The 22,153-nt window shown below is 70.6% G+C and carries 17 protein-coding genes, 1 tRNA gene and 1 other RNA gene; 14 read left to right on the top strand and 5 right to left on the bottom strand.

The features are described from left to right. Positions 1–52: 52 nt before the first annotated feature. Positions 53–727, bottom strand: coding sequence for an SDR family oxidoreductase (locus DEJ33_RS05955; RefSeq protein ID WP_111078268.1), 675 nt, complete (start codon positions 725–727; stop codon positions 53–55). A gap of 37 nt (positions 728–764) precedes the next feature. Between DEJ33_RS05955 and ffs the strand changes: the two genes are divergently transcribed. From ffs to DEJ33_RS05895, 12 genes are all read left to right on the top strand, one after another. After that, an RNA gene (gene ffs / locus DEJ33_RS05950) (signal recognition particle sRNA small type) lies at positions 765–861 on the top strand. A gap of 165 nt (positions 862–1,026) precedes the next feature. Further along, positions 1,027–4,041: a DNA polymerase III subunit gamma and tau gene (locus tag DEJ33_RS05945; protein ID WP_258374617.1), complete on the top strand. Its 3,015-nt coding sequence runs from the start codon at positions 1,027–1,029 to the stop codon at positions 4,039–4,041. Beyond that, positions 4,041–4,640 (top strand): recombination mediator RecR, encoded by a 600-nt coding sequence (recR, locus tag DEJ33_RS05940; RefSeq protein WP_110902665.1) that lies wholly within the window; start codon positions 4,041–4,043, stop codon positions 4,638–4,640. Before DEJ33_RS05945 ends, recR begins: the two co-directional genes overlap by 1 nt. 156 nt (positions 4,641–4,796) lie before the next feature. Next, positions 4,797–6,062, top strand: coding sequence for an aspartate kinase (locus DEJ33_RS05935; RefSeq protein ID WP_111078267.1), 1,266 nt, complete (start codon positions 4,797–4,799; stop codon positions 6,060–6,062). Positions 6,063–6,079: 17 nt separating this feature from the next. Then, positions 6,080–7,138 (top strand): aspartate-semialdehyde dehydrogenase, encoded by a 1,059-nt coding sequence (locus DEJ33_RS05930; protein WP_111078266.1) that lies wholly within the window; start codon positions 6,080–6,082, stop codon positions 7,136–7,138. Between the two features lie 130 nt (positions 7,139–7,268). Next, positions 7,269–8,756, top strand: a complete 1,488-nt coding sequence (locus DEJ33_RS05925; RefSeq protein WP_111078265.1) for a malate:quinone oxidoreductase — start codon at positions 7,269–7,271, stop codon at positions 8,754–8,756. 46 nt (positions 8,757–8,802) lie between these two features. Continuing rightward, positions 8,803–9,966, top strand: coding sequence for an Rv2578c family radical SAM protein (locus DEJ33_RS05920; protein ID WP_111078264.1), 1,164 nt, complete (start codon positions 8,803–8,805; stop codon positions 9,964–9,966). A gap of 172 nt (positions 9,967–10,138) precedes the next feature. After that, positions 10,139–11,455: a sensor histidine kinase gene (locus tag DEJ33_RS05915; RefSeq protein ID WP_146242538.1), complete on the top strand. Its 1,317-nt coding sequence runs from the start codon at positions 10,139–10,141 to the stop codon at positions 11,453–11,455. Next, complete coding sequence (locus tag DEJ33_RS05910; RefSeq protein WP_111078262.1) at positions 11,452–12,666, top strand: hypothetical protein; 1,215 nt, start codon at positions 11,452–11,454, stop codon at positions 12,664–12,666. The genes DEJ33_RS05915 and DEJ33_RS05910 overlap by 4 nt, the downstream gene beginning before the upstream one ends. Continuing rightward, positions 12,653–13,354 (top strand): response regulator, encoded by a 702-nt coding sequence (locus DEJ33_RS05905; RefSeq protein ID WP_258374615.1) that lies wholly within the window; start codon positions 12,653–12,655, stop codon positions 13,352–13,354. The genes DEJ33_RS05910 and DEJ33_RS05905 overlap by 14 nt, the downstream gene beginning before the upstream one ends. Beyond that, the gene (locus DEJ33_RS05900) at positions 13,354–13,989 is read left to right on the top strand and encodes a thymidine kinase (protein WP_111078261.1); all 636 of its coding nucleotides are present in this window, start codon (positions 13,354–13,356) and stop codon (positions 13,987–13,989) included. Before DEJ33_RS05905 ends, DEJ33_RS05900 begins: the two co-directional genes overlap by 1 nt. 58 nt (positions 13,990–14,047) lie before the next feature. Then, the gene (locus DEJ33_RS05895) at positions 14,048–15,088 is read left to right on the top strand and encodes an LLM class flavin-dependent oxidoreductase (protein WP_111078260.1); all 1,041 of its coding nucleotides are present in this window, start codon (positions 14,048–14,050) and stop codon (positions 15,086–15,088) included. A 264-nt stretch (positions 15,089–15,352) separates the two neighbouring features. Here the strand turns inward: DEJ33_RS05895 and DEJ33_RS05890 are convergent. The 3 genes from DEJ33_RS05890 to DEJ33_RS05880 form a co-directional block, all read right to left on the bottom strand. Continuing rightward, positions 15,353–15,426: transfer RNA gene (locus tag DEJ33_RS05890), tRNA-Pro, on the bottom strand. A 335-nt stretch (positions 15,427–15,761) separates the two neighbouring features. After that, the gene (locus DEJ33_RS05885; RefSeq protein WP_111078259.1) at positions 15,762–16,715 is read right to left on the bottom strand and encodes a metallophosphoesterase; all 954 of its coding nucleotides are present in this window, start codon (positions 16,713–16,715) and stop codon (positions 15,762–15,764) included. Continuing rightward, a complete protein-coding gene (locus tag DEJ33_RS05880) occupies positions 16,712–19,348 on the bottom strand; it encodes a transglycosylase domain-containing protein (RefSeq protein ID WP_111078258.1) in 2,637 nt (878 codons plus the stop codon). Before DEJ33_RS05880 ends, DEJ33_RS05885 begins: the two co-directional genes overlap by 4 nt. A 50-nt stretch (positions 19,349–19,398) precedes the next feature. On the opposite strand from DEJ33_RS05880, the gene DEJ33_RS17155 reads away from it, so the two are divergent. Further along, positions 19,399–19,557 carry a hypothetical protein gene (locus DEJ33_RS17155; protein ID WP_166781082.1) on the top strand — a complete coding sequence of 53 codons (159 nt, stop codon included), beginning with the start codon at positions 19,399–19,401 and terminating at the stop codon, positions 19,555–19,557. After that, positions 19,554–20,015, top strand: a complete 462-nt coding sequence (locus tag DEJ33_RS05875) for a RidA family protein (protein WP_111078257.1) — start codon at positions 19,554–19,556, stop codon at positions 20,013–20,015. The genes DEJ33_RS17155 and DEJ33_RS05875 overlap by 4 nt, the downstream gene beginning before the upstream one ends. A gap of 79 nt (positions 20,016–20,094) precedes the next feature. Here DEJ33_RS05875 and acs read toward each other — a convergent pair whose 3' ends face one another. Further along, positions 20,095–22,044: an acetate--CoA ligase gene (acs, locus tag DEJ33_RS05870; protein ID WP_181437260.1), complete on the bottom strand. Its 1,950-nt coding sequence runs from the start codon at positions 22,042–22,044 to the stop codon at positions 20,095–20,097. Positions 22,045–22,153 lie beyond the last annotated feature (109 nt).

Genomic DNA, 22,153 nt, shown 5'->3' with positions numbered 1-22,153 from the left:
GTGGTGGGCCTCCCGTCCGTCAGCGGCCAGGCCCGACAGGGCGGCCCGTCGGTCAGCTGAGCGCGTGCAGCGCTGCCGGGATCGGCGTGTCGCCGCTGGTGACCTCGAACTGTCGACCCACGGCCGAGTCGTCCAGCAGCGCGTGCAGGACCACGGCCGCCACGTCCGCGCGGGGGACCGACCCACGGGGGACCGTGCTGCCGACCGTCACCGTGCCCTGCGGCGGCGTGTCGAGGAGGCCGCCCGGCCGGACGATCGTCCACCGGAACCGGCGCATCCGGACGTTCGCGTCCGCCTCGGCCTTCGCCCGCAGGTAGACCTGGAACACGTCGTCCTCGTTCTGCGCGGGCAGCTTCGCGCGTTCGGGATCGTAGGCGTCGGCACCCATCGCCGAGATCATCACGTAGCGATCGATGTCCAGCCGGACCGCGGCCTCGGCGAGCAGCACGGCGGCGTCGCGGTCCACCGAGAGCTTCCGCTCGGCGCCGCTGTTCGGCCCGGCACCCGCGGCGAACACCACTGCGTCCACCCCGCGGAGCCGGAGCGCCAGCTCCTCTTCACTGAGCTGCTCCAGATCGGCGACGAGCGCTTGCGCACCCGTCTGCTCGACGTCGGAGACGTGCGCGGGGTTCCGGACGATGCCGATGGCGTCGTGACCGGCGTCGGTGATGAGGCGTTCGAGGATCAGGGCGATCTGGCCGTGTCCCCCTGCGATGGCGATCTTCATGGGTTCGATGCTGCTCCTTCCGTCCGGTAGAGTGTTCAGCGGCTCCTCACGTGACGCCATCCAGGCCAACTCCCCCAGGGCGGAAACGCAGCAAGGGTAACCGGGCTCTGGCGGGTGCGTGAGGGGTCTTCTTTCGTTTCCGGGGGAGATGAGCGCAGGGCAACCGGGGCTGTGTGGGTTGCGTGCGTGAGGGGTCTTCTTCGTTTCTGGGAGGCGCGAGCGTCGGCGCTCCCCATGTCGGCTCGTCGGGCTGTGGAGAGCGGTGTCGAGGTGTCGGCGGTCCCGACTACCCTGGTCGCGTGGTCACCGCCCTGTATCGCCGTTACCGGCCCGAGAACTTCGCCGAGCTGATCGGGCAGTCGCAGGTGACGGACCCGCTCCGCACCGCACTCCGGACCAACCGCGTCAACCACGCGTACCTGTTCAGCGGACCGCGCGGCTGCGGCAAGACGACCTCCGCCCGGATCCTCGCGCGCTGCCTGAACTGCGCCGAGGGCCCGACCGACACCCCGTGCGGTGTCTGCCCCAGCTGTGTCGAACTCGCCCGCGGTGGCAGCGGATCCCTCGACGTGATCGAGATCGACGCCGCCAGCCACAACGGCGTCGACGATGCGCGTGACCTCCGCGACCGCGCGGTCTTCGCCCCCGCGCGCGACCGCTACAAGATCTTCATCCTCGACGAGGCCCACATGGTCACGCCGCAGGGCTTCAACGCCCTGCTCAAGCTCGTCGAAGAGCCGCCGGAGCACGTCAAGTTCATCTTCGCGACCACCGAGCCCGAGAAGGTCATCGGCACCATCCGGTCACGGACCCACCACTACCCCTTCCGCCTGGTCCCGCCGGCCACGATGCTCGAGTACATCGAGCAGCTCTGCGCGCAGGAGTCCGTCTCGGTGGCGCCGGGCGTGCTGCCGCTCGTGGTCCGGGCCGGTGGCGGCTCCGTGCGCGACACCCTCTCGCTGCTCGACCAGCTGATGGCCGGCAGCGAGGACGGCGCGATCGCGTACGAGCGAGCCGTCGCCCTGCTCGGGTACACCGACGCCGCCCTGCTGGACGACGTGGTCGACGCGCTCGCCGTGGCCGACCCGGCGTCGGCGTTCTCGGCGATCGACCGTGTGGTGCAGACCGGGCAAGACCCGCGGCGCTTCGTCGAGGACCTGCTCGAACGACTGCGCGACCTGATCGTCGTCGCCGCCACGAACGAGAGCGCCGGAGCAGTGCTGCGCGGTGTCTCGCCCGAAGAGCTCGACACGATGTCACGGCAGGCCGGCGTGTTCGGTGCCACCGCGCTGTCCCGTGGTGCGGACATCGCGAACCGTGCCCTGACCGAGATGACCGGCGCGACCTCGCCACGTCTGCACCTCGAACTCATGGTCGCCCGCATGCTCGTGCCCGAGGCGGACGACACCCAGCGCGGTGCCCTCGCCCGCGTCGAGCGGCTCGAGCGGCGCGTCGGTGTCGGCGATGCCGGGGGACACCAGGCGCCGCCGGAGACGCTGCCGACGGCTGCGCCGTCCGCTGCTCGGTCGGACGCTGCACCGGCCCCTGTGCCGACCGCTGCGCCGCCTGTCCGGACGGCTCCGTCGAGTGCCGCCCCGGTCGGCACCGCACCGACTGCCGCGCCCGCTGCCTCCACGGCGTCTGCTGCTCCCGAGACCCCGGTCGCGCACACCGACGAGGGTCCCGGCGAAGCCGCGCGGGACGCCGCAGCTTCCTGGGCAGCAGCTGTCCCGTCGAACGCCTCCGCAGCCCGGACCGAGCCCGCAGCGCCGGCTGGGCCCGCTGCGGGCGCCGAGCCCGCTGCCGGCGCCGAGCCGGAGGGGCAGGCCTCGCCGTCCTCCACGGGCGTCGGCACCGTCATCGGCGCCGAGCCCGCGGTCCGCTCCGTCACCCCGGTCGGCCTGCAGCAGATGCGGGACACCTGGCCGCAGATCGTCGAGCACGTCCAGCGCGCCAAGCGGTCGGCGTGGGCGGTCGTCGCGACGGCGCAGGTCACCGCGCTCAAGGACGACGTCCTGACCCTGACGTTCCCGAGCCAACAGGACGTCGCCTCGTTCAAGGAGATGAGCGGGCCGGACACCAGCGTCAGCGAACACCTCCGGAGTGCGATCACGGACCTGCTCGGCTTCCGGGTGAAGTTCGTGGCGCGTGGGCCGGGCGCCGCCGGTGCCCGCCCGACGCAGCAAGCCCCGACGCAGCAAGCCCCGACGCAGCAAGCCCCGCAGCAGCAAAACCCGCAGCAGGCACCCGTTCAGCAGGCAGCTCCACCGGCGCCGTCGACGGGGAGCGCCTCGACCCAGCAGCAGGTCGAGCAGCCGGAGCAGGACCGGCCGCAGGCTCCGACGCCGCAGGAGGCAGCGGAGCAGACGAGGACGGTGTCCGACGCAACGGCGCGGCCGCGCTCTGTCCGCGCGCCTTCGTCGCAGCCGTCCGCATCGGACGGTCCGTCGTCCGAGCGGACCGCGCCGCCGACGGCTGCTCCGTCGCAGGCGGCGGCCGAGCGATCCGCGTCCGAGCGACAGGCCCCGGAGCGACCGGCAGCCGAGCGACCGGCGGCAGAGCGACCGGCGGCCGAGCGACCGGCAGCAGAGCGACCGGCGGCCGAGCGACCGGCAGCAGAGCAGCCTGCGGCCCAGGACTCCGGCCCGGTGACCGAGTGGGCTGTTGCGACGATCCCGGCCTCGGACCCGACCACCGGTGCCGTGCCCGAGGACGTCGTCCCCGCCTGGGGCGCCCCCTTCGGCGTCGTGCCGTCGGACGCCACGGTCGCGCCGGCCGAACCGGTCGGGCCTGCCGCGTCCACTTCGCCTGCCGCGTCCACTTCGCCTACCGCGTCCACCGCGCCTGCCGGGACCACCTCGCCGCCCGAGCCGTCCCAGCCGACGACCGGGGCGACATCCGGTGGCCGCGATCGGGCTGCAGCGACGACGGCTCCGTCCACCGCGCCTCCCGGGCCGGCCGACGGCATCCCGGTGGACGACTACCCGCTGGACGACGAGCCGTTCGACGACGGCGCTCCGTTCCCGGACCCGGGTCACGGCCGGTCCGCACCGGCGACCCGCGCCCCGTCGCAGCCGACGACCCCGCAGCAGAGCGCTCCGAAGCTGAGCGCCCCGGCGCAGCAGGCACCGGCGCAGCAGCCTCGCCAGGCGCAGCAGGCGCAGCAGGCGCAGCAGGAGCAGACGCAGCAGGCACCTGGGCAGTCCGGCGCCCGCCGTGCTCCGGTCCCCGGGCGCTACGGCGAGGCGGTGGTGCGTGAGATCCTCGGCGCCCAGTTCATCGAGGAGACGTCACTGACCGAGGGGACGATCTGATGTACGACGGCATCGTGCAGGACCTCATCGACGAGTTCGGACGCCTGCCCGGCATCGGTCCGAAGTCGGCGCAGCGGATCGCGTTCCACATCCTCCAGACGGAGTCGTTCGACCCGAGCCGGCTGTCCGAGCTCCTGGCGGACGTCAAGGAGCGGGTCCGCTTCTGCGAGATCTGCGGCAACGTCACCGAGAACGTGCAGTGCAGCATCTGCCGTGACCCCCGTCGCTCCCCGGCGACGATCTGCGTGGTCGAGGAGGCGAAGGACGTCGCCGCCATCGAGCGGACCCGCGAGTTCCGCGGGCTGTACCACGTGCTCGGCGGCGCGATCAGCCCGATCGACGGCATCGGACCGGACGACCTCCGGATCCAGCAACTCATGGTGCGGCTCGCCGACGGCACGGTGGACGAGGTCATCATCGCCACGGACCCGAACCTGGAGGGTGAAGCGACCGCGACCTACCTCAGCCGCTTGCTCGTGCCGATGGGCATCCGCACGACCCGTCTGGCGTCGGGCCTGCCGGTCGGCGGCGACCTGGAGTACGCCGACGAGGTCACGCTCGGCCGGGCCTTCGAAGGCCGACGGGTCGTCGGCGGCTGAGCGGACCGCAGCCGGGCCGTCCGGGGACGGGGCGACGCGCTCGTCCACGCGGGATCGTTGCGTCGCGACCCGCTCGGACGCAACATCCGTGGAACACCGTCTACGATTGTCGAGCCGCGTGACGTCGCGGTGAACCGTCCCCAGGAGTGCGTGCCCGTGGCCTTGATCGTGCAGAAGTTCGGTGGTTCGTCCGTCGCGGATGCCGAGAGCATCAAGCGCGTCGCGAAGCGCATCGTCGAGACGAAGAAGGCCGGCAACGACGTCGTCGTGGCGGTGTCCGCGATGGGCGACACGACCGACGAACTCGTCGACCTGGCGCACGAGGTCACGCCGATCCCGGCGGGCCGCGAACTCGACATGCTCCTCACCGCGGGCGAGCGGATCTCGATGGCCCTCCTCGCGATGGCGATCAAGAGCCTCGGCGTCGAAGCCTCGTCGTACACGGGCAGCCAGGCGGGCATGCTGACCGACGCCCAGCACGGCAAGGCCCGGATCGTCGACGTCACCCCGAAGCGCGTCCGCGAGGCGCTCGACGCCGGCCACGTCGCGATCGTCGCCGGCTTCCAGGGCTTCAACCGCACCACGGGGGAGATCACCACCCTCGGCCGCGGTGGCTCCGACACGACCGCCGTCGCCCTCGCGGCAGCGCTCGACGCCGACGTCTGCGAGATCTACACGGACGTCGACGGCATCTTCACCGCCGACCCCCGCATCGTGCCGAAGGCCCGCAAGATCGACCGGGTCACCACCGAGGAGATGCTCGAGCTCGCAGCGTCCGGTGCGAAGGTCCTCTACATCCGTGCCGTCGAGTACGCCCGTCGGCACGGTGTCACCCTGCACGTCCGTTCCTCGTTCAGCAACGCCGAGGGCACCATCGTCTACAACCCTGCCGAGGGGGAAACCGTGGAAGAACCGATCATCACCGGCATCGCCGGCGACCTCTCCGAGGGCAAGATCACCGTCGTCGGTGTGCCCGACCAGCCCGGGAAGGCGGCCGAGATCTTCACGATCGTGGCGCGTGCCGGCGCGAACATCGACATGATCGTGCAGAACGTCTCGGCGGCCTCGACCGGCCGGACCGACATCTCGTTCACGCTGCCGAAGGACCAGGGCCAGAGCGTCCTGACGGCGCTCGAGGTCTCGAAGTCCGACATCGGCTACGAGGGCATCCAGTACGACGACCAGATCGGCAAGCTCGCCCTGGTCGGTGCCGGCATGCGGACGAACGCCGGTGTCTCGGCCCAGCTGTTCCGCGCGCTGCACGACGCGTCGATCAACATCGAGATGATCTCGACGTCGGAGATCCGGATCTCGGTCGTCACCCGCGCAGACACCCTCAACGAGGCGATGCGGGTCGTGCACGAAGCATTCGGCCTGGACGCCGACAACGAAGCCGTCGTCTACGCCGGCACCGGCCGCTGAACCCGAGCAGGAGCACCATGACCGACACCCAGCTGACCGTCGCCGTCGTCGGCGCCACCGGCCAGGTCGGCGCCGTGATGCGCCGTCTGCTCGAGGAGCGCGACTTCCCGGCGGACACCGTCCGCTTCTTCGCGAGTGCCCGTTCCGCGGGGACGAGCCTGCCGTTCCGCGGTCAGCAGATCGTGGTCGAGGACTCCGAGACCGCTGACCCGTCCGGCATCGACATCGCGCTGTTCTCTGCCGGTGCGACCGCTTCCCGCTCGCTGGCGCCCCGGTTCGCCGCCGCCGGCGCGCTCGTCATCGACAACTCGAGCGCCTGGCGACTCGACCCGCAGGTCCCGCTCGTGGTCAGCGAGGTGAACCCGGATGCGATCGACGCCGCCGAGAAGGGCATCATCGCGAACCCGAACTGCACGACGATGGCGATCATGCCGGTCCTCAAGGCGCTCGACACCGAGTCCGGACTGCGCCGCCTGGTCGCGACCACCTACCAGGCGGTCTCCGGCAGCGGGCTCGCTGGGGTCGAGGAACTCCTCGGTCAGGCCCGCGCCGCGCTCGAGCAGGACACCGCGGCGCTCACCCACGACGGGTCGGCCGTGACGTTCCCGGAGCCGGTCAAGTACGTCCGTCCGATCGCCTTCGACGTCATCCCGCTCGCGGGCAGCATCGTCGAGGACGGCTCGGGCGAGACCGACGAGGAGCAGAAGCTCCGCAACGAGAGCCGCAAGATCCTCGCCCTCCCGGACCTGCTCGTCGCGGGCACCTGCGTCCGTGTGCCCGTCTTCACCGGTCACTCGATCTCGGTGCACGCGGAGTTCGACCGTCCGCTCTCGCCCGAGCGCGCCACCGAGCTGCTCGCGGCGGCCCCGGGCGTCGAGCTGTCCGACGTCCCGACCCCGCTGCAGGCGGCCGGGCAGGACCCGACGTTCGTCGGTCGCATCCGCGCCGACCAGTCCGCTCCGGCCGGCCACGGCCTCGTCCTCTTCGTCAGCAACGACAACCTGCGGAAGGGTGCGGCGCTGAACGCCGTGCAGATCGCCGAGGTCGTCGTCGCACGGCGCGCAGTCCGCGCCTGACGCATCGCGGAACCGCACTGACGGCGGCACGTCCGCCGGACGGGAGGCCCGTCACCAGCTGGTGACGGGCCTCCCGTCCGTCTTCGGGCACGGCGGGCCCGTCGTCAGCGGTCGGAGGTAGGCTCGACGGGTGGCAGTGAAGCAGGTGGACCCGATCGATGTCGTCCTCGTCGGGGGAGGGATCATGAGCGCCACGCTCGCCGCGATCATCCACCGACTCGAGCCGGACTGGAAGATCCGCGTCTACGAGCGCCTCGGCTCGGCCGCCCAGGAATCGTCGAACCCGTGGAACAACGCCGGGACGGGCCACTCCGCGCTCTGTGAACTGAACTACACGCCGGAGCTGCCCGACGGTCGCGTCGAGATCGCGAAGGCCGTGACGGTGAACGAGCAGTTCCAGGTGTCGCGCCAGTTCTGGTCGCACCTGGTCGAGGACGGCACGCTGCCCGACCCGAAGAGCTTCATCAACCCGACGCCGCACATCTCGTTCGTCTGGGGTGCGGACAACGTCGCCTACATGCGCGCTCGCTACGAGGCGATGAAGGACCACCCGCTGTTCGCCGGCCTCGAGTACAGCGAGGACGCTGAGCAGATCCGCAAGTGGGCGCCGGCGCTCATCCCCGGCCGCAAGAAGGACCAGCCGATCGCGGCGACGTACTCCGCAGCCGGTTCCGACGTCGACTTCGGTTCGCTCACCCGGCAGCTCTTCGACCAGCTCGAGATCGCCGGGCTCGAGTTCGAGCCGTCCCACCGCGTCACGAAGATCGTCCGCTCGAAGGTGTCCGACGGGTGGGTGCTCGACGTCCGCAACGAGGTCGGTCGCACCAAGCAGCGCATCGCCGCGGACTTCGTCTTCGTCGGGGCCGGCGGCGGGGCCCTGCAACTCCTGCAGAAGTCCGGCATCCCGGAGATCCGCGGGTACGGCGGGTTCCCGGTGTCCGGTGAGTTCCTGCGCACCGACGACCCGGAAGTCGTGCAGAAGCACTCGGCGAAGGTGTACGGCAAGGCGAGCGTCGGCGCTCCGCCGATGTCCGTGCCGCACCTGGACACCCGCATCGTCGACGGCAGCGCCTCGCTGATGTTCGGCCCGTACGCGGGCTTCAGCCCGAAGTTCCTCAAGCAGGGCTCGGTCCTCGACCTGTTCACCTCGATCCGCCCGCACAACCTGCTGCCGATGCTCGCGGTGGCGTTCTCGAACTTCGACCTGGTCAAGTACCTGATCGGGCAACTCCTCGCCTCGAAGCAGACGAAGTTCGACGCGCTCCGCGACTTCATGCCCGCTGCCGAGCCGGAGCACTGGCACCGGATCACGGCCGGGCAGCGCGTGCAGGTCATCAAGCCTGACGAGGACAAGGGTGGCGTCCTGCAGTTCGGGACCGAGGTGATCACGTCGGCGGACGGATCGATCGCCGGGTTGCTCGGGGCCTCGCCGGGTGCCTCGACGGCCGTGCCGATCATGCTGAGCCTGCTCCGCAAGTGCTTCCCGGACCGATGGGACGGCTGGCAGGGCGCGGTGCACGAGATGGTCCCGACCTACGGGCAGGACCTGGGTGACGACGCGGCGCTCGCTGCCGCCACGCTCGACCGCACGGCGGCGGTCCTCGGCCTGCACCGCTGACCTCCGCGGTGTTGCGCCGCGTTCGAACGTGTGTTCGAATGGAGGCATGCGGTGGGACGGACAGGCGATCACGGCCGAGCGGAGCGACATGCTCCCCGGGCTCGAATCGAACAGCGGATTCGTCCGCAGTGTGACGACGCCGGAGTTCGCCGGAGTGACCTTCCACGAGGTCCTGGCCAAGTCCGCGTTGAACAAGGTCGGCGGAGCGGACGGTGGCACCTGGGGGATGACCATCAACCCCTACCGGGGGTGCAGTCACGCGTGCGTGTACTGCTTCGCCCGTCCGACCCACACCTACCTGGAGTTCGACGGCGGCGCGGACTTCGACCAGCAGATCGTCGTCAAGACGAACGTGGCGGACGTCCTGACGCGCGAGCTGGCGAAGCCGAGCTGGGACCGGCACCCGGTCGCACTCGGGACGAACACCGACCCGTACCAGCGCGCGGAGGGCCGGTACCGACTCATGCCCGGCATCATCCGGGCGCTCGCGGACTCGGGGACGCCGTTCAGCATCCTCACGAAGGGCAGTCTGCTCCGCCGGGACATCCCGCTCCTCGTCGAGGCGGCGAAGTCGGTGCCCGTCGACATCGCCATGTCCATCGCGGTGTACGACGACGACCTGCAGCAGTCGGTCGAGCCGGGCACCCCCACGACCTCGGCACGACTGGCGACCGTCCGCGCCGTCCGTGACGCCGGGCTCGACTGCTCGGTCTTCCTCATGCCGGTCCTGCCGTACATCACGGACACCCGGGTTCACCTGCAGGACGCCGTCGGGCGCGCGGCGGCATCCGGTGCCACGAGCCTGATGTACTCGGCGCTGCACCTCAAGCCGGGCATCAAGCCGTGGTGGTACGAGTGGCTCGGCCGCACGCATCCGGACCTGGTCGGCCGGTACCGGGCGATGTACCTCGACAACACGTACGCGCCGAAGGACTACCGGCGCTGGTTGGCGGAGCGAGTTCGACCGATCCTCCGCGAGCACGGGCTGTCGCTCGGACAGGTCGACCCCGCGACGGGCTCGATGGGCTTCTCGGACGACGCCGTCCCGCGCACGTCCGACCAGTCGCCGCTGAAGCGCGCGGACCCCGGGTACGCCCACCGGGCCGAGTACCGGCCGACGAACGGGCAGCGTCCGGTCGTGGTGTCGTCACCGCCGTCGATCCCGCTCCGGCCGGAGCCCTCCGTTCCGGGCGCGACACGGTTGTTCTGAGTCGCTGCCGGTCCAGGATCCCGTGTCCGGGGGACAGCGGAGGGTCGGTGGTCGCCGCTACCATGGTCCGGTCTGCCGCCTGAGGATCTGATCGGGGTACACCACCTCGTGCATCGTGGTTGGATCGGAAGTGGCGCCCCCGCAGCTGAACGGCCTCCCCAACGGTCGTCCGATGCGGAGAGCACTCGCTGGTCGGGTGCTCCGTGACCCATCGACAGCACGGAAGGACAGCCCGGTGCTCGGCATCCCCACGCATCTCGCCCCTCGGGTGAACGCGTGGTCGACCGTGCGCGCCTTCCACGCGGCAGCCATCGGGTCCCTCGCGGCCGCGGCGCTCCTGCTGCTGCTCTACCGACTCGACGCCCCGGACGACCACGTCCTCGGTGCGGTCCTGGCCGTCGTGCCGATGCTCGTGATGATCGGCTTGCACACCCACGTCGGCACCTGGCGCTCCGGTGCGGCGTTCCTCGTCGTCGGCGGGATCTGCGCGTGGTGGTTCGCAACCGTCGTGCAACGCGAACTCACCGACGTGCCCTGGGTGAGCTCGTACCTGCTGTCCCTGGTCGTGGTCCCGCTCGTCCTCATCGGCGGCGCCGGGAGCGGGACCCTCCGGGTCGTCCTCTGGTCGGTCTCCGGGTTCGTCGTCGGACGAGTCGTCACCGCGATCGCGGCCGTGCAGTCCGGTGGGCCGGACCACCCCCTCGTCCTCGCCTGGGTCACGCTCGGTTTCGTGATCGCGCTCGTCGGCGCCGTCAGCCGGTCGACCGCGCGCTCGGAGCGCGTCCAACCCGAACTGCTGCGATCGGCGCGCGAAGAGCACGTCACCGCGTACCGAGCCGGCATCGAAGCCGAGGCCGCCGCGATCCTGCACGACACCGTCCTCAACCACCTCAACGCCATCGCCCTCGCTCCCGCCGGTCCGATGGACGAACACCTCGCCCGCACGATGGAGTCCGACGTCGCGATGCTCACCGGGCGGGCCTGGCTGGCGGGCGACACCACCGCGGCGGACGGTGCCGGTCCGGCCGACGCGACGTCGGACGGAGTGGCGGCGTTCGAGCGCATGCTCGACGAGCAGCGGGCCTCGGGCCTCCAGATCACCGTGACGGGCGACCCCACGTCGGTCGGACGGTTGGACGCGCACGCGATGACCGCGGTCGTCCGTGCCGTCGGACAGTGTCTGGCGAACGTGCTGAAGCACGCCGGCACCGACGCCGCCGAGGTCAGCGTCTTCGACGACGGTGTCGCCTGCACGGTGATGGTCGTCGACGACGGCCGCGGGTTCGACGAGCAGGCGACCGGGGCGGACCGGATGGGGCTCCGCAACTCCGTCCGTGAACGCATCGGGCGCGTCGGCGGTGACGTCCAGGTGTGGTCGTCGCCCGGGTCCGGCACGAGCGTCATGATGAGCGTGCCGTACGCTGCGCCGGTCGGTTCGGCGACGATCCTGCACCTCGCCGGGGACGACGACGTGGAGCGTGCATCGTGAGCGGCGGCCGGAAGGTCGACGGACGCACCGGCGGGAGCCGGACCGCGCAGCAGTACGACCCGCTCGGTGCGATGGGGTCGCGGCCCCTCGCGGTCGTGATCGGCGCCGGCGGGGTGCTCTGGGCGACGCTGGTGTCGCTGTTCGACCGTGACGTCGTCGGCGCCCCGACCGTCAGCGCCCTGACGGTCCTGCTGCTGGCCGCCTCCGCGGTCGTGGTGATCAGTGCCTCCAGCCCGTTCCGTGCGCCGTTCACCCGCTGGGCGTTCGTCGCACACGTCGCCCTGCTCTCCGCCGCGACCGTGACAAGTGCGGCGGCGCAGTGGGGGCCGGACCGCTCCCTGGTCAACGACTTCATGGTGCTGCTCTCCGCGATCGGTATCGTCGCGGTCGCGCCGTACCGACCGTGGACCGATCTCGTGGTCGGTGGGGCCGTGCTGGCGGCGGTCGACGCGGCGACCGCCGGCACGGTCGCGGCCGTGTACCCGGCGGGCGTGCCGGTCAGCGTGGGTGCGTTCCTCGCCGCAGCGCCGACCCTCGTCCTGACCGCCGCGTCGGCCGTGTTCGCGCGGACCTTCGCCGGGTTGGCCGAACGCGTGCAGATCCGCGCCGGTTCCTACTCCGTCGAGCGGGCGGAACGTGACGGCATCACCGCGAGCGTGCAGCAGGACCGGTCCACGATCCTGGCGCGCGACGTCGCGCCGTTCTTCGCCGAACTCCGGACGCGTGCGTCGATCTCCGACGCCGACCGGGAACGGGCCCGTGCGATCGCCGACGGCATCCGCCAGGTGATGGTCGCGGAAGCGGACCGTACCTGGCTCGAGTACGCGGTACGGGTTTCCGGGGACGCCGCGGCGACCGTCCACGACCCCGACGGGCTGGCTGCCGCGATGGACGCTGACCAGCGGACCGTCGTCCGCACGTTCGTGCGGGCCCTGCTCCATGCCGCCACGGTGGACCCGGCCGGCGTGCGCGTCACCGTCGCTCCCGTCGGCGGTCTCGCTCCCGGTCTGGGCGCGGACGGCCCCGCGCTGAGGGCGACGACGAGACCGCGGGTGGCGATGACGTTCGACGTCGCGGTCGCCGACTCGGACGTCGGCATCCACCGGACCTTCGACCCCTACTTCGCCGTCCTCCGCGTGACGTTCCCCGACACCGACGTCGCCGTCCGGCCATCGTCACTGACATTAAGGTTCTCGTATGACCAGCACTGACCCGAACCGGCTCGTGGAGGGCGGTCCGTCGTTGCCGACCCCGGGTGCGCGCCGGGTGCGTCTGGCCATCCTCGACGACCACGAGGTCCTGCTCGACAGCCTCTCCAGCTGGATCGCGGTGAACGCCTTCGACTTCGACCTGGCCCTCACCGCGCACACCTGGCTCGAGATGGTGCACAGCGACAGCTTCCCGACCGACCTGGTGTTCCTCGACTTCCAGCTGAAGGAGCCCGTCTCGATCGAGGCCCGCGTCCGCACCTGCCGTGCCGCCGGCGCGAAGGTCATCGTGCTCTCGAGCGTCGACGCCCGCGAGTCCCGCGACCGGTCCCTGGCCGCCGGTGCAGCTGCCTTCCTGTCGAAGTCGCTGCCGATGCGCGAGGTCATGGACATCGCGCGCGAGGTCATGGGTGTCGCCCGTGAGACTCCCGCACAGCGCGAATGGCGGCCGCTGCCGACCGGGGCGAGCGCTCACCAGCGGCCGAAGCTCAGCCACGGCGAAGAGGAAGCACTCCGCCTCTACGTCTCCGGGTACTCCACGAACGAGGTCGCCGCGCAGATGAACGTGCAGTACGAGACCGCGAAGACCTACCTGCGCCGCGTCCGGGAGAAGTACGCGAAGGTCGGTCGTCCGGCGTCCAAGAAGTCCGACCTGATCCGTCGTGCGGCGGAGGACGGCTTCCTCGCGTAGTGGCGAAGCTCTACTTCCGTTTCGGCGCGATGAACAGCGGCAAGAGCACCGGACTCCTGCAGGCCGCCTACAACTACGAGGAGCGCGGCCAGCGCGTCCTGCTCGCGAAGCCCGCGGTCGACACGAAGGGTGACCGCGAGATCGTCTCACGGCTCGGTGTGACGCGGACCGTCGACGTCGTCCTGCCGGCGGACGCCGACGTCCGGGCTGCCGTCGCCGATGCCGGTGCGACCGACCCGGAGTCGGCGCGCCTGGACGGCATGGTCCGACCGGTCAGCTGCGTGCTCGTCGACGAGGCGCAGTTCCTCACCCCGCGTCAGGTCGACGACCTGCTGCGCATCGCCGTCCTCGACCAGATCCCGGTCCTGGCGTACGGCATCCGCACCGACTTCCGCACTGAGGCGTTCCCGGGCAGCCGACGTCTGCTCGAGGTCGCGCACTCCCTCGAGGAGCTGAAGACGATCTGCCGCTGCGGACGGAAGGCCGTCTTCAACGCGCGGAAGATCGACGGGCAGTTCGTGTTCGACGGGTCGCAGGTCGCCATCGACGGCGCCGACGTCGAGTACGAGTCCCTCTGCGCCAACTGCTACCTCACGGAGTCCGGCGGGCGACTGGACGGCGAGACCGGGCACTGACAGCGGGGCCGGACGGGAGGCGCGGAATGGTCGCGGGTCGTCCCACGTTGGCTTCGTCATGAGCGACGCACCCCTGCACCTTTCCGTCCTCGACCTCGCCACGCGCGAGTACGGCCAGTCGAACACCGAGGCCCTGCAGGGCTCGATCGACATGGCCGTCCGGGCCGAGCAGCTCGGCTACGAACGCTTCTGGGTCGCCGAACACCACGGCATGCCCGGGATCACCTCGTCGGCACCCGCCGTCCTGCTCAGCGCCGTGGGAGCTGCCACCTCCACCATCCGCATCGGCTCCGGTGGCGTGATGCTGCCGAACCACGCACCCCTCGTCATCGCCGAGCAGTTCGGCACCCTGCGCGCGCTGTACGGCGACCGCGTCGACCTCGGCATCGGCCGCGCACCCGGGACGGACGGTGCGACGGCGATGGCCCTGCGTCGCACGGACCGACTGGACGTCGACGACTTCCCGCAGCAGCTCGCCGACCTGGTCGGGTTCTTCACCGGCATGGAGGAGTCGAACCCGCTCTCCAGGATCCGCGCCGTCCCCGGCTACGGCGACGTTCCCGAGTTCTGGCTGCTCGGTTCCTCCGGCTACAGCGCACAGGTCGCCGGTGCGCTCGGGATCGCCTTCGCGTTCGCGCACCACTTCGCCTCGGACAACACCGAAGCAGCCCTCGCGCTCTACCACCAGTCGTTCCGACCCTCCCGCTTCCGGTCCGAGCCGCTCGCCCTGATCGGCGTGCAGGTCGTCACTGACGAGGACCCGGGCGTGGTCGATGAGCAGAGTGCCCCGGGCATGATCTCGTTCATCCGGATGCGTCAGGGGACGAAGCCCGAGCCGGTGTCGATGGACGAGGCCCGCGCCTACCAGTTCTCGGACCTCGAGCGTCGGTTCATCGCCGCGCGCACCGAGCGTCAGGCGTACGGCACGCGGGACGAGGTCGCGGCGAAGATCAACGACCTGGTCGAGTCCACCGGTGCGGACGGCGTGATCGTCGCTCCGGGAGCGGCGCAGTCGCGTTACCGGCACCAGGCGCTCGAGGTCGTCGCCGGACTGCACGCCGAGGGGCGGCTGGTCCGCGCGGGCGTCGCGGTCGGCTAGGGAGCGGGTTCGCCGGGTGCGGGCAGCCTCCGCGCGGATCCGTCGTGTTGCAACCGGTTCGCGCCGCGGGAGACCGTGGTGCGGACCGGTTCTCGTTGTGCGGCGGCGGAGGCCGAGGCGGTGCCGGGGCGATGGCTCCGGCGGGAGGTCCGGACCGACCCCTGGGATGCAGAACGGCCCTGGAACGCAGAACGGCCCTGAAACGCAGAACAGCCCGGGGATACAGAACGGCCCTGGTTCCGAGTGGAACCAGGGCCGTGGCTGTCGGGGTGACAGGATTTGAACCTGCGACCTCGTCGTCCCGAACGACGCGCGCTACCAAGCTGCGCCACACCCCGCGGTGTGGTCACTCCGTTCCCGGAGCAACCCCAGAAGTCTACCCGATGTTCGGGGGTGCTCACGACCACGCTGTACCGGCCGGGCGCGTCGCGGTCCAGCTGCGACGAGGCGGGTCGAGCCGCGCCTCCAGTCCGTGCCGCGCGGCCGGTCGCGGTCCCCGCGGACCGGTGCGGGGATCCCGGACGCGAAAGCGACAGAACGGCGCCGCCGTACCGCGCACATCTGTCGCTTTCGGCCAGTGGACTACAACGCGCACGACTCCGCGGAGGCGCCGACGGGTGCCGGAACGTGTGCGCGGGAACGCCGAGGCACAGCGCGACGTGTCGGCGCGGCGTCAGCCTCGGGCGGTGAGGGTGACGACGACGGCCTCGGGCCGCACCGCGAACCGGATCGGGGCGTAAATCGAGGTCCCGAGACCGGCCGAGACGTTGAGCCATGACCAGTGCGTGCGGTTCTGCCACTGGTGCAGACCGCTGGCGTACCGACGGGGGAGGTCCGAGTTCGTGACCAGTGCCCCGATCCCGGGGACCGCGACCTGGCCGCCGTGGGTGTGTCCGGCGAACACGACGTCCGCACCCTGTGTGACGAAGGCGTCCAGCACGCGGCGGTACGGCGCGTGCGTGACCCCGATGGAGACGGGGGAGGGGCCGGATTCGTCCTCGGACCAGGGGACCTCGGAGCGCATCTCGTCGACGTTCGCCGGCAGCAGGTCCAGGCGGTCCCAGTCCCGGTGCGCGTCGGAGGTGCCGAAGAGCTCGAAGCGTGAACCGCGGACCTCGATCGCGCGGGCTTGGTCATTGAGGTCGAGCCACCCGAGCGACTCGAAGAACGCCGTCTGCCGGTCGACGTCGAGCCGGACCGGCTGGGTCTCCGGCCGCATCGAACTCGGGCCGGAGAGGTACTTCACGGGGTTGCGCGGCGACGGCGCGAAGAAGTCGTTCGAGCCGTACACGAAGGCACCGGGGACACCCCGGAACGGCTCGAGGGCGTACTCGACGGCAGCGTTGGCGGTCTCGTGCCCGAGGTTGTCGCCGGTGTTCACGATGAAGTCCGGCTCGACCAGGCTGAGATCGCGGATCCACTGCTGCTTGTCGGCCTGCCACGGCGCCATGTGGATGTCGGAGAGGTGCAGCACCGTCACGTCCCGAGAACCCGCGGGTAGGACGGGGACGGTCTCCCACCGGATACCGAACCGTCGACGCTCGACCAGTGACCCCCACGCAGCAGAGGCGACGCCAACCGCGGCACCCGCGGCCAGGACGCCGAGGGCGCCGCGGCCGCGCGTCATCGGCAGGCCTTCGGAGCCTTGCCGTCCTTGTTGCCGAACAGCTTCAGGGTCACGCCGCTGCCCTTGGCGACAGCGGTCCCGGCGCCCGGGGCGATCGCCGCCACGGTGCACTCGTTCTTGCCGTCGCCACGCTCGTAGTCGCCGGCTATCGCAACGTTCGTGAACCCGGCCCCCGACAGTTCGGAACGAGCGTCGTCGACCTTCTCGCCCCCGACGTCGGGCACCGAGGCCTGCGAGCCGTCCGTGGTGAAGACGGTCACGCTCGAGCCCTTGGAGAGCTGCAGACCCGCCGCGGGGCTCGTGGTGGAGACCGTCCCCGCGGTCCCGCCGCCTGCCTGGACGCCACCGTCGACGTAGGTCAGTCCTGCGTTGGCCAGCGCCGCTCGTGCTGCGTCGGGTGTCTGACCGGCGACGTTCGGGACGGTGATGCTGTTGCCGCGGATCGCCGCTGCGGACGGGGTCTCGAACTGACCGCCCGGGTACTGGGTGTTCGCGACGGTCTGGGCCTGTCGCCAAAGTGCCGTACGGGAGCCGGCGTAGGCGCCGTTCGGGCCGTAGACGAACCGGAGGTTCTGCTTGCCGACCGTGTTGCCCAGCCAAGCAGCGGTCGCGACCTTCGTCGACGCACCGACGATCCAGATCTGGTCGGCGTCGTCGGTCGTGCCGGTCTTCGCGAACTCGTCGTAGCCGTCGGGGGTGCGACCGCCGGGGGCCGTACCGATCGTGAGGACCTTCTTGAGCGCGAAGATCGCGGTCGCGGTGACCTGTGGGTCGACGGCCTGCGTGCATTCCTTCGGCTGGCCGCCGAGCGACTTGCCGTCCGCGTTCGTCACGTTGTCGATCGCGATGGGCCGGCAGAAGTTGCCCTTGTTGGCCAAGCCGGCGTAGGCAGCCGCCATGGTCAGCGGAGCGATGTAGTTCGTGCCGAGGACGAACGAGGCGTTCGTCTTGACTGCGGAGGTCGTGGGCTTGGACATGTCGTCGGCGTACTCGGTGGAGGTCGCACGCGGCTTCGCGAGGTGGACACCGAGGCTCTCCGCGGTCTTGCGGATGTCACAGAAGTCGAGTTTCTGGGCCATCTGGACGTAGGAGTTGTTGATCGACCGGTAGGTGGCGTTCTCGACGGTCATGTTGCCGCCTTCGCCGGGGGCGTCGTTCCGCACCGGGTAGTTGACGTTCAGCGGAGCATCGCACTGGGTGAAACTCGAGAAGGTGCGCGGCGTGCCGTTCACGATCTCCTGCAGGCCGTGCCCGTTCTGCAGCCAGTTCAACAGGGTGAACGGCTTGAACGTCGACCCCGTCTGGAAGCCCTCGCCACCGCCGTACTTCTGGTCGACGCTGAAGTTGATGCCGGTGTCGGTGGCCGGCGCGCAGGCGTTGGGGTCAGCACCCTCCGTGCCGCAGGCGGCGAGCTGGTTGTAGTTCTTGTTCTGCACCATCGTCAGCACGCGACCGGTGTCGGCCTCGACCGAGTTGAGGACGCCGCCCAGGGCGAACCGGGACTCGGTGTTCGGGGCGTACGCGTTGATCAGGTCCTTCTGCGCGTTGTTCAGGTCCAGGTTCAGCGTGGTCTGGATCGTGTAGCCACCGTTGCGCCAGGCGGCGTCGCGCTGCTTCTGCGTCGCGCCGAGCTGCGACATCTCCTTGACTACCTGCACCGCGTAATCGCAGAAGAACTGCGCGCCGTTGCCCGCCGCGGCCTTGCAGCCCTGCGTCGGGTCGGTCAGGTGCACGTAGTCAGCCGGCTTGGACTTGATGGCCTCGTCGAACTGCTTCTCGTCGATGTGCTTCTGCGCGTACATCGACTTGAGGATGACGTCACGTCGGGCGACGTTGGCGTCGTAGAACTTGGGGTCGGACAGGTTGCGGGTGTTCGGGGACTGCACGATCGCCAGGATCGACGCGCCCTCGGCCGGCGTGAGGTCGGTGGCGTTCTTGCCGAAGTAGTGCTGGGCTGCCGCCTGGACGCCGTACGTCTGGTCGCCGAAGAAGGCGATGTTGAGGTACCCGGTGAGGATGTCCTTCTTCGAGTACTTCTTCGCGAGCCCGATCGCGAGCTTCATCTCCTCGAGCTTGCGGGAGACCGAGACCTTCGTCGCCTCGTTGTAGGCCTTGAGGCGCTCCTCCGGGGTCGGGAGCTCGAGGGCCTGCTGCATCTTGATGTTGCGGACCAGCTGCATGGTCAGCGTCGAGCCACCGCCCGAATCGCCGAGGCCACCGCCGGCGACCGTGCCCACACCGGCGCGGACCAGCGAGGTCATGTCGACACCGCCGTGGTCCCAGAAGCGCTTGTCCTCGCCGTCGATGGCTGCGTTCTTCAGGTTGTCGCTGATCTGGTCGAACTTGAGCTCCTGGCGGTTCTGGTCGTAGACCGTCGCCAGGTGCACGGGCTTGCCGCCCTGGTAGGCCAGGACCTCGTTGCGCTGGGGGAGGTCACCGAGCTCGATGTACTCGGGCAGGGACTCGAACACACCGATCGTCGAGGTCGTCGTGACACCGGCGACGGCGATGGCCGGCGTGACACCGATGGTGACGAGCAGACCGGCGAGCGCGCTGAAGCCGACGAAACCGATGAAGGCGCCGACTGCGGAGACGGGCTTGGTCCGACGGGCAGACGTCTTCTGGGCAGACATAGGATGCAGCCTAAACGACACCTCGGACTGAAAGGCTGGCAAGGAACCGCATGCGCCGCTGGGAATACCTCACGACTCCGTTGATCATCCACAACACCACTGCCATCCTCAACAACTTCGGTGACGAGGGCTGGGAGCTGGTCCAGGTCGTCACCGGCCCCGAGGGCGGCCTGGTCGCCTACCTGAAGCGTCCGAAGGCCGACGCGTGAGCATCGCGGACCGCCTGCGCGAGCTCGGCCTCACGATCCCGGCCGTCGCGGCCCCGGTCGCCGCCTACGTCCCGGCGGTCGTCTCTGGCCGTCACGTCTTCACGGCGGGGCAGCTGCCCTTCGTCGACGGCGCCCTCCCGGTCACCGGCAAGGTCGGCTCGGAGGTCGACGCCGCGACCGCGACCGCGCAGGCACGTCAGGCCGCGCTGAACGGCCTCGCCGCCGTGCAGAGCGTCGCCGGGTCGCTCGACCGGGTGGCGAAGGTCGTCAAGGTGACGGTCTTCGTCGCCTCGGACCCGTCGTTCACCGGTCAGCCCGGGGTCGCGAACGGTGCCTCGCAGCTCGTCGGCGACGTCTTCGGTGCAGCGGGCGTCCACGCCCGGAGTGCTGTCGGCGTCGCGGTGCTGCCGCTCGACGCACCCGTCGAGGTGGAACTGATCGTCGAGTTGACGGACTGAACCACCGGCGGACGGAAGCCGTCCGCGGACAGCAGGAGAGCCTCCAGACCGACCGGCCTGGAGGCTCTTCCTGCGTCAGCTACATCAGTTCCGCGATGGTCGCCATGATCGTCGGGTCGGCCAGCGTCGTCGTGTCACCGATGCGGCGGCCCTCGGCCGCGTCGCGGAGGAGGCGCCGCATGATCTTGCCGGAGCGCGTCTTCGGCAGCTCGGGGACGATGACGACCTGGCGTGGCTTCGCGATCGGGCCGATCCGCTTGCCGACCCAGTTGCGGAGTTCCGTCGCTGCGGAGTCGCGGTCGACGTCGGAGGCTGCTTCGGCGGTGAGGATCACGAACGCGACCACGGCCTGCCCGGTCGTCTCGTCGGCGGCACCGACGACGGCCGCCTCGGCGACACCCTCGTGTCCGACCAGCGCCGACTCGATCTCGGCGGTGGACAGACGGTGCCCGGAGACGTTCATGACGTCGTCGACGCGCCCCTGCACCCAGATGTCGCCCTGTCCGTCGAGTCGGGCCCCGTCGCCGGCGAAGTACTTGCCGGGGAACCGGGACCAGTAGGTCTCGACGAACCGGTCCGGGTCGCCCCAGATGCCGCGCGCCATCGACGGCCACGGTTCGGTGATGGTGAGGTAACCGCTGCCGCCGGGGTCGACGCGGTGTCCGTCGTCGTCGACGATCTCGGCGACGATGCCCGGCAGCGGCGTCTGGGCCGCACCGGGCTTGAGCTTCGTGACGCCGGGCAGGGCGGAGATCATGATCCCGCCGGTCTCGGTCTGCCACCACGTGTCCACGATCGGCGTCCGGTCGTGGCCGATGACCTGCCGGTACCACTGCCATGCCTCGGGGTTGATCGGTTCGCCGACGCTGCCGAGCAGGCGCAGGGTCTCGAGGCTGCGTGCCTCCGGGATCTGGCGGCCGGCCTTCATCGCCGCGCGCACGGCCGTCGGAGCCGTGTAGAGGACGGTGACGCCGTACGCGTCGACCAGGTCCCACCAGCGGCCGGGCTTCGGCTCGTCCGGCGTGCCCTCGTAGAGGACCTGCGTCACGCCGTTCGCCAGCGGGCCGTAGACGACGTAGGTGTGCCCGGTGATCCAGCCGATGTCGGCGGTGCACCAGTACACGTCCTTCTCCGGGTGCATGTCGAACACGTTCTTGTGCGTGTACGCCGCCTGCGTCAGGTACCCGCCCGAGGTGTGCACGATGCCCTTGGGCTTCCCGGTCGTGCCCGAGGTGTACAGGATGAAGAGGGGGTTCTCGGCGGGGAAGGCCTGGGCCTCGTGCTCCGGAGCGGCGGCGGCGAACTCGTCGTGCCACCAGCGGTCCCGGTCGGTCCAGTCGACGTCGTTGCCGCCGCGCTGCACCACCAGGACGTGCTCCACGCTGGCGGTGCCCTCGCCCTGCAGGGCCTCGTCGACCGCGGGCTTGAGGGGTGAGACGGCGCCACGTCGCCAGCCGCCGTCCGCCGTCACGACGACCTTGGCGCCCGCGTCCTCGATGCGGGCGCGCAGGCTCTCGGCGCTGAACCCACCGAAGACGACGGAGTGGATCGCGCCGAGGCGTGCGATGGCCAGCATGGTGACCACGGCCTCCGGGATGAGCGGCAGGTAGACGACGACGCGGTCGCCCTGACCCACGCCGAGCCCTTCGAGCATGTTCGCGGCCCGCTGGACGTCCGCGGTCAGCTGCGCGTACGTGATGCTGCGGGTGTCGCCGTTCGCCCCCTCGAAGTTGATGGCGACGCGGTCACCGTTGCCGGCGCGGACGTGACGGTCGAGGCAGTTCTCAGCGACGTTCAACTCGCCGTCGGCGAACCAGCGGGCGAACGGTGCTGCCGACCAGTCGAGCGCGCTCGTGAACGGCGTGCGCCAGTCCAGCAGTGCTCGGGACTGCTCGGCCCAGAAGGCCACACGGTCGGCGCTGGCCGCGTCGTGCAGGCCGCTGTCGGCGACCGCGTCGGCCACGAACTCCGGGGACGGCGGGAAGGTCGTCTGGTCGTCGTGGATCTGGTCCTGCTGCGGCATCGTCATCGATGTCCTCTCGTCTCGTCCGCCCGGGGCGCGGTCGGACCCACCGAGGCAGTCGACGACCGGGCGCCTACGGAGACTACTCCGGGCGTCACCACCGCCGAGGCGCCGG

This window comes from Curtobacterium sp. MCPF17_047 (genome assembly GCF_003234045.1).
Classification (GTDB): Bacteria; Actinomycetota; Actinomycetes; order Actinomycetales; family Microbacteriaceae; genus Curtobacterium.
Note: the sequence above shows the minus strand (reverse complement) of the source record. Positions and strands in the feature narration are given on the sequence as shown.

Bases quoted from the DNA above. Each gene is read 5' to 3' on its own strand.
- DEJ33_RS05955 (WP_111078268.1), bottom strand. From the start codon at position 727: ATGAAGATCGCCATCGCAGGGGGACACGGCCAGATCGCCCTGATCCTC.
- DEJ33_RS05930 (WP_111078266.1), top strand. From the start codon at position 6,080: ATGACCGACACCCAGCTGACCGTCGCCGTCGTCGGCGCCACCGGCCAG.
- DEJ33_RS05880 (WP_111078258.1), bottom strand. From the start codon at position 19,348: ATGTCTGCCCAGAAGACGTCTGCCCGTCGGACCAAGCCCGTCTCCGCA.
- DEJ33_RS05895 (WP_111078260.1), top strand. From the start codon at position 14,048: ATGAGCGACGCACCCCTGCACCTTTCCGTCCTCGACCTCGCCACGCGC.
- DEJ33_RS05905 (WP_258374615.1), top strand. From the start codon at position 12,653: ATGACCAGCACTGACCCGAACCGGCTCGTGGAGGGCGGTCCGTCGTTG.
- acs (WP_181437260.1), bottom strand. From the start codon at position 22,044: ATGACGATGCCGCAGCAGGACCAGATCCACGACGACCAGACGACCTTC.
- recR (WP_110902665.1), top strand. From the start codon at position 4,041: ATGTACGACGGCATCGTGCAGGACCTCATCGACGAGTTCGGACGCCTG.
- DEJ33_RS05885 (WP_111078259.1), bottom strand. From the start codon at position 16,715: ATGACGCGCGGCCGCGGCGCCCTCGGCGTCCTGGCCGCGGGTGCCGCG.
- DEJ33_RS05915 (WP_146242538.1), top strand. From the start codon at position 10,139: ATGCGGAGAGCACTCGCTGGTCGGGTGCTCCGTGACCCATCGACAGCA.
- DEJ33_RS05920 (WP_111078264.1), top strand. From the start codon at position 8,803: ATGCGGTGGGACGGACAGGCGATCACGGCCGAGCGGAGCGACATGCTC.
- DEJ33_RS17155 (WP_166781082.1), top strand. From the start codon at position 19,399: ATGCGCCGCTGGGAATACCTCACGACTCCGTTGATCATCCACAACACC.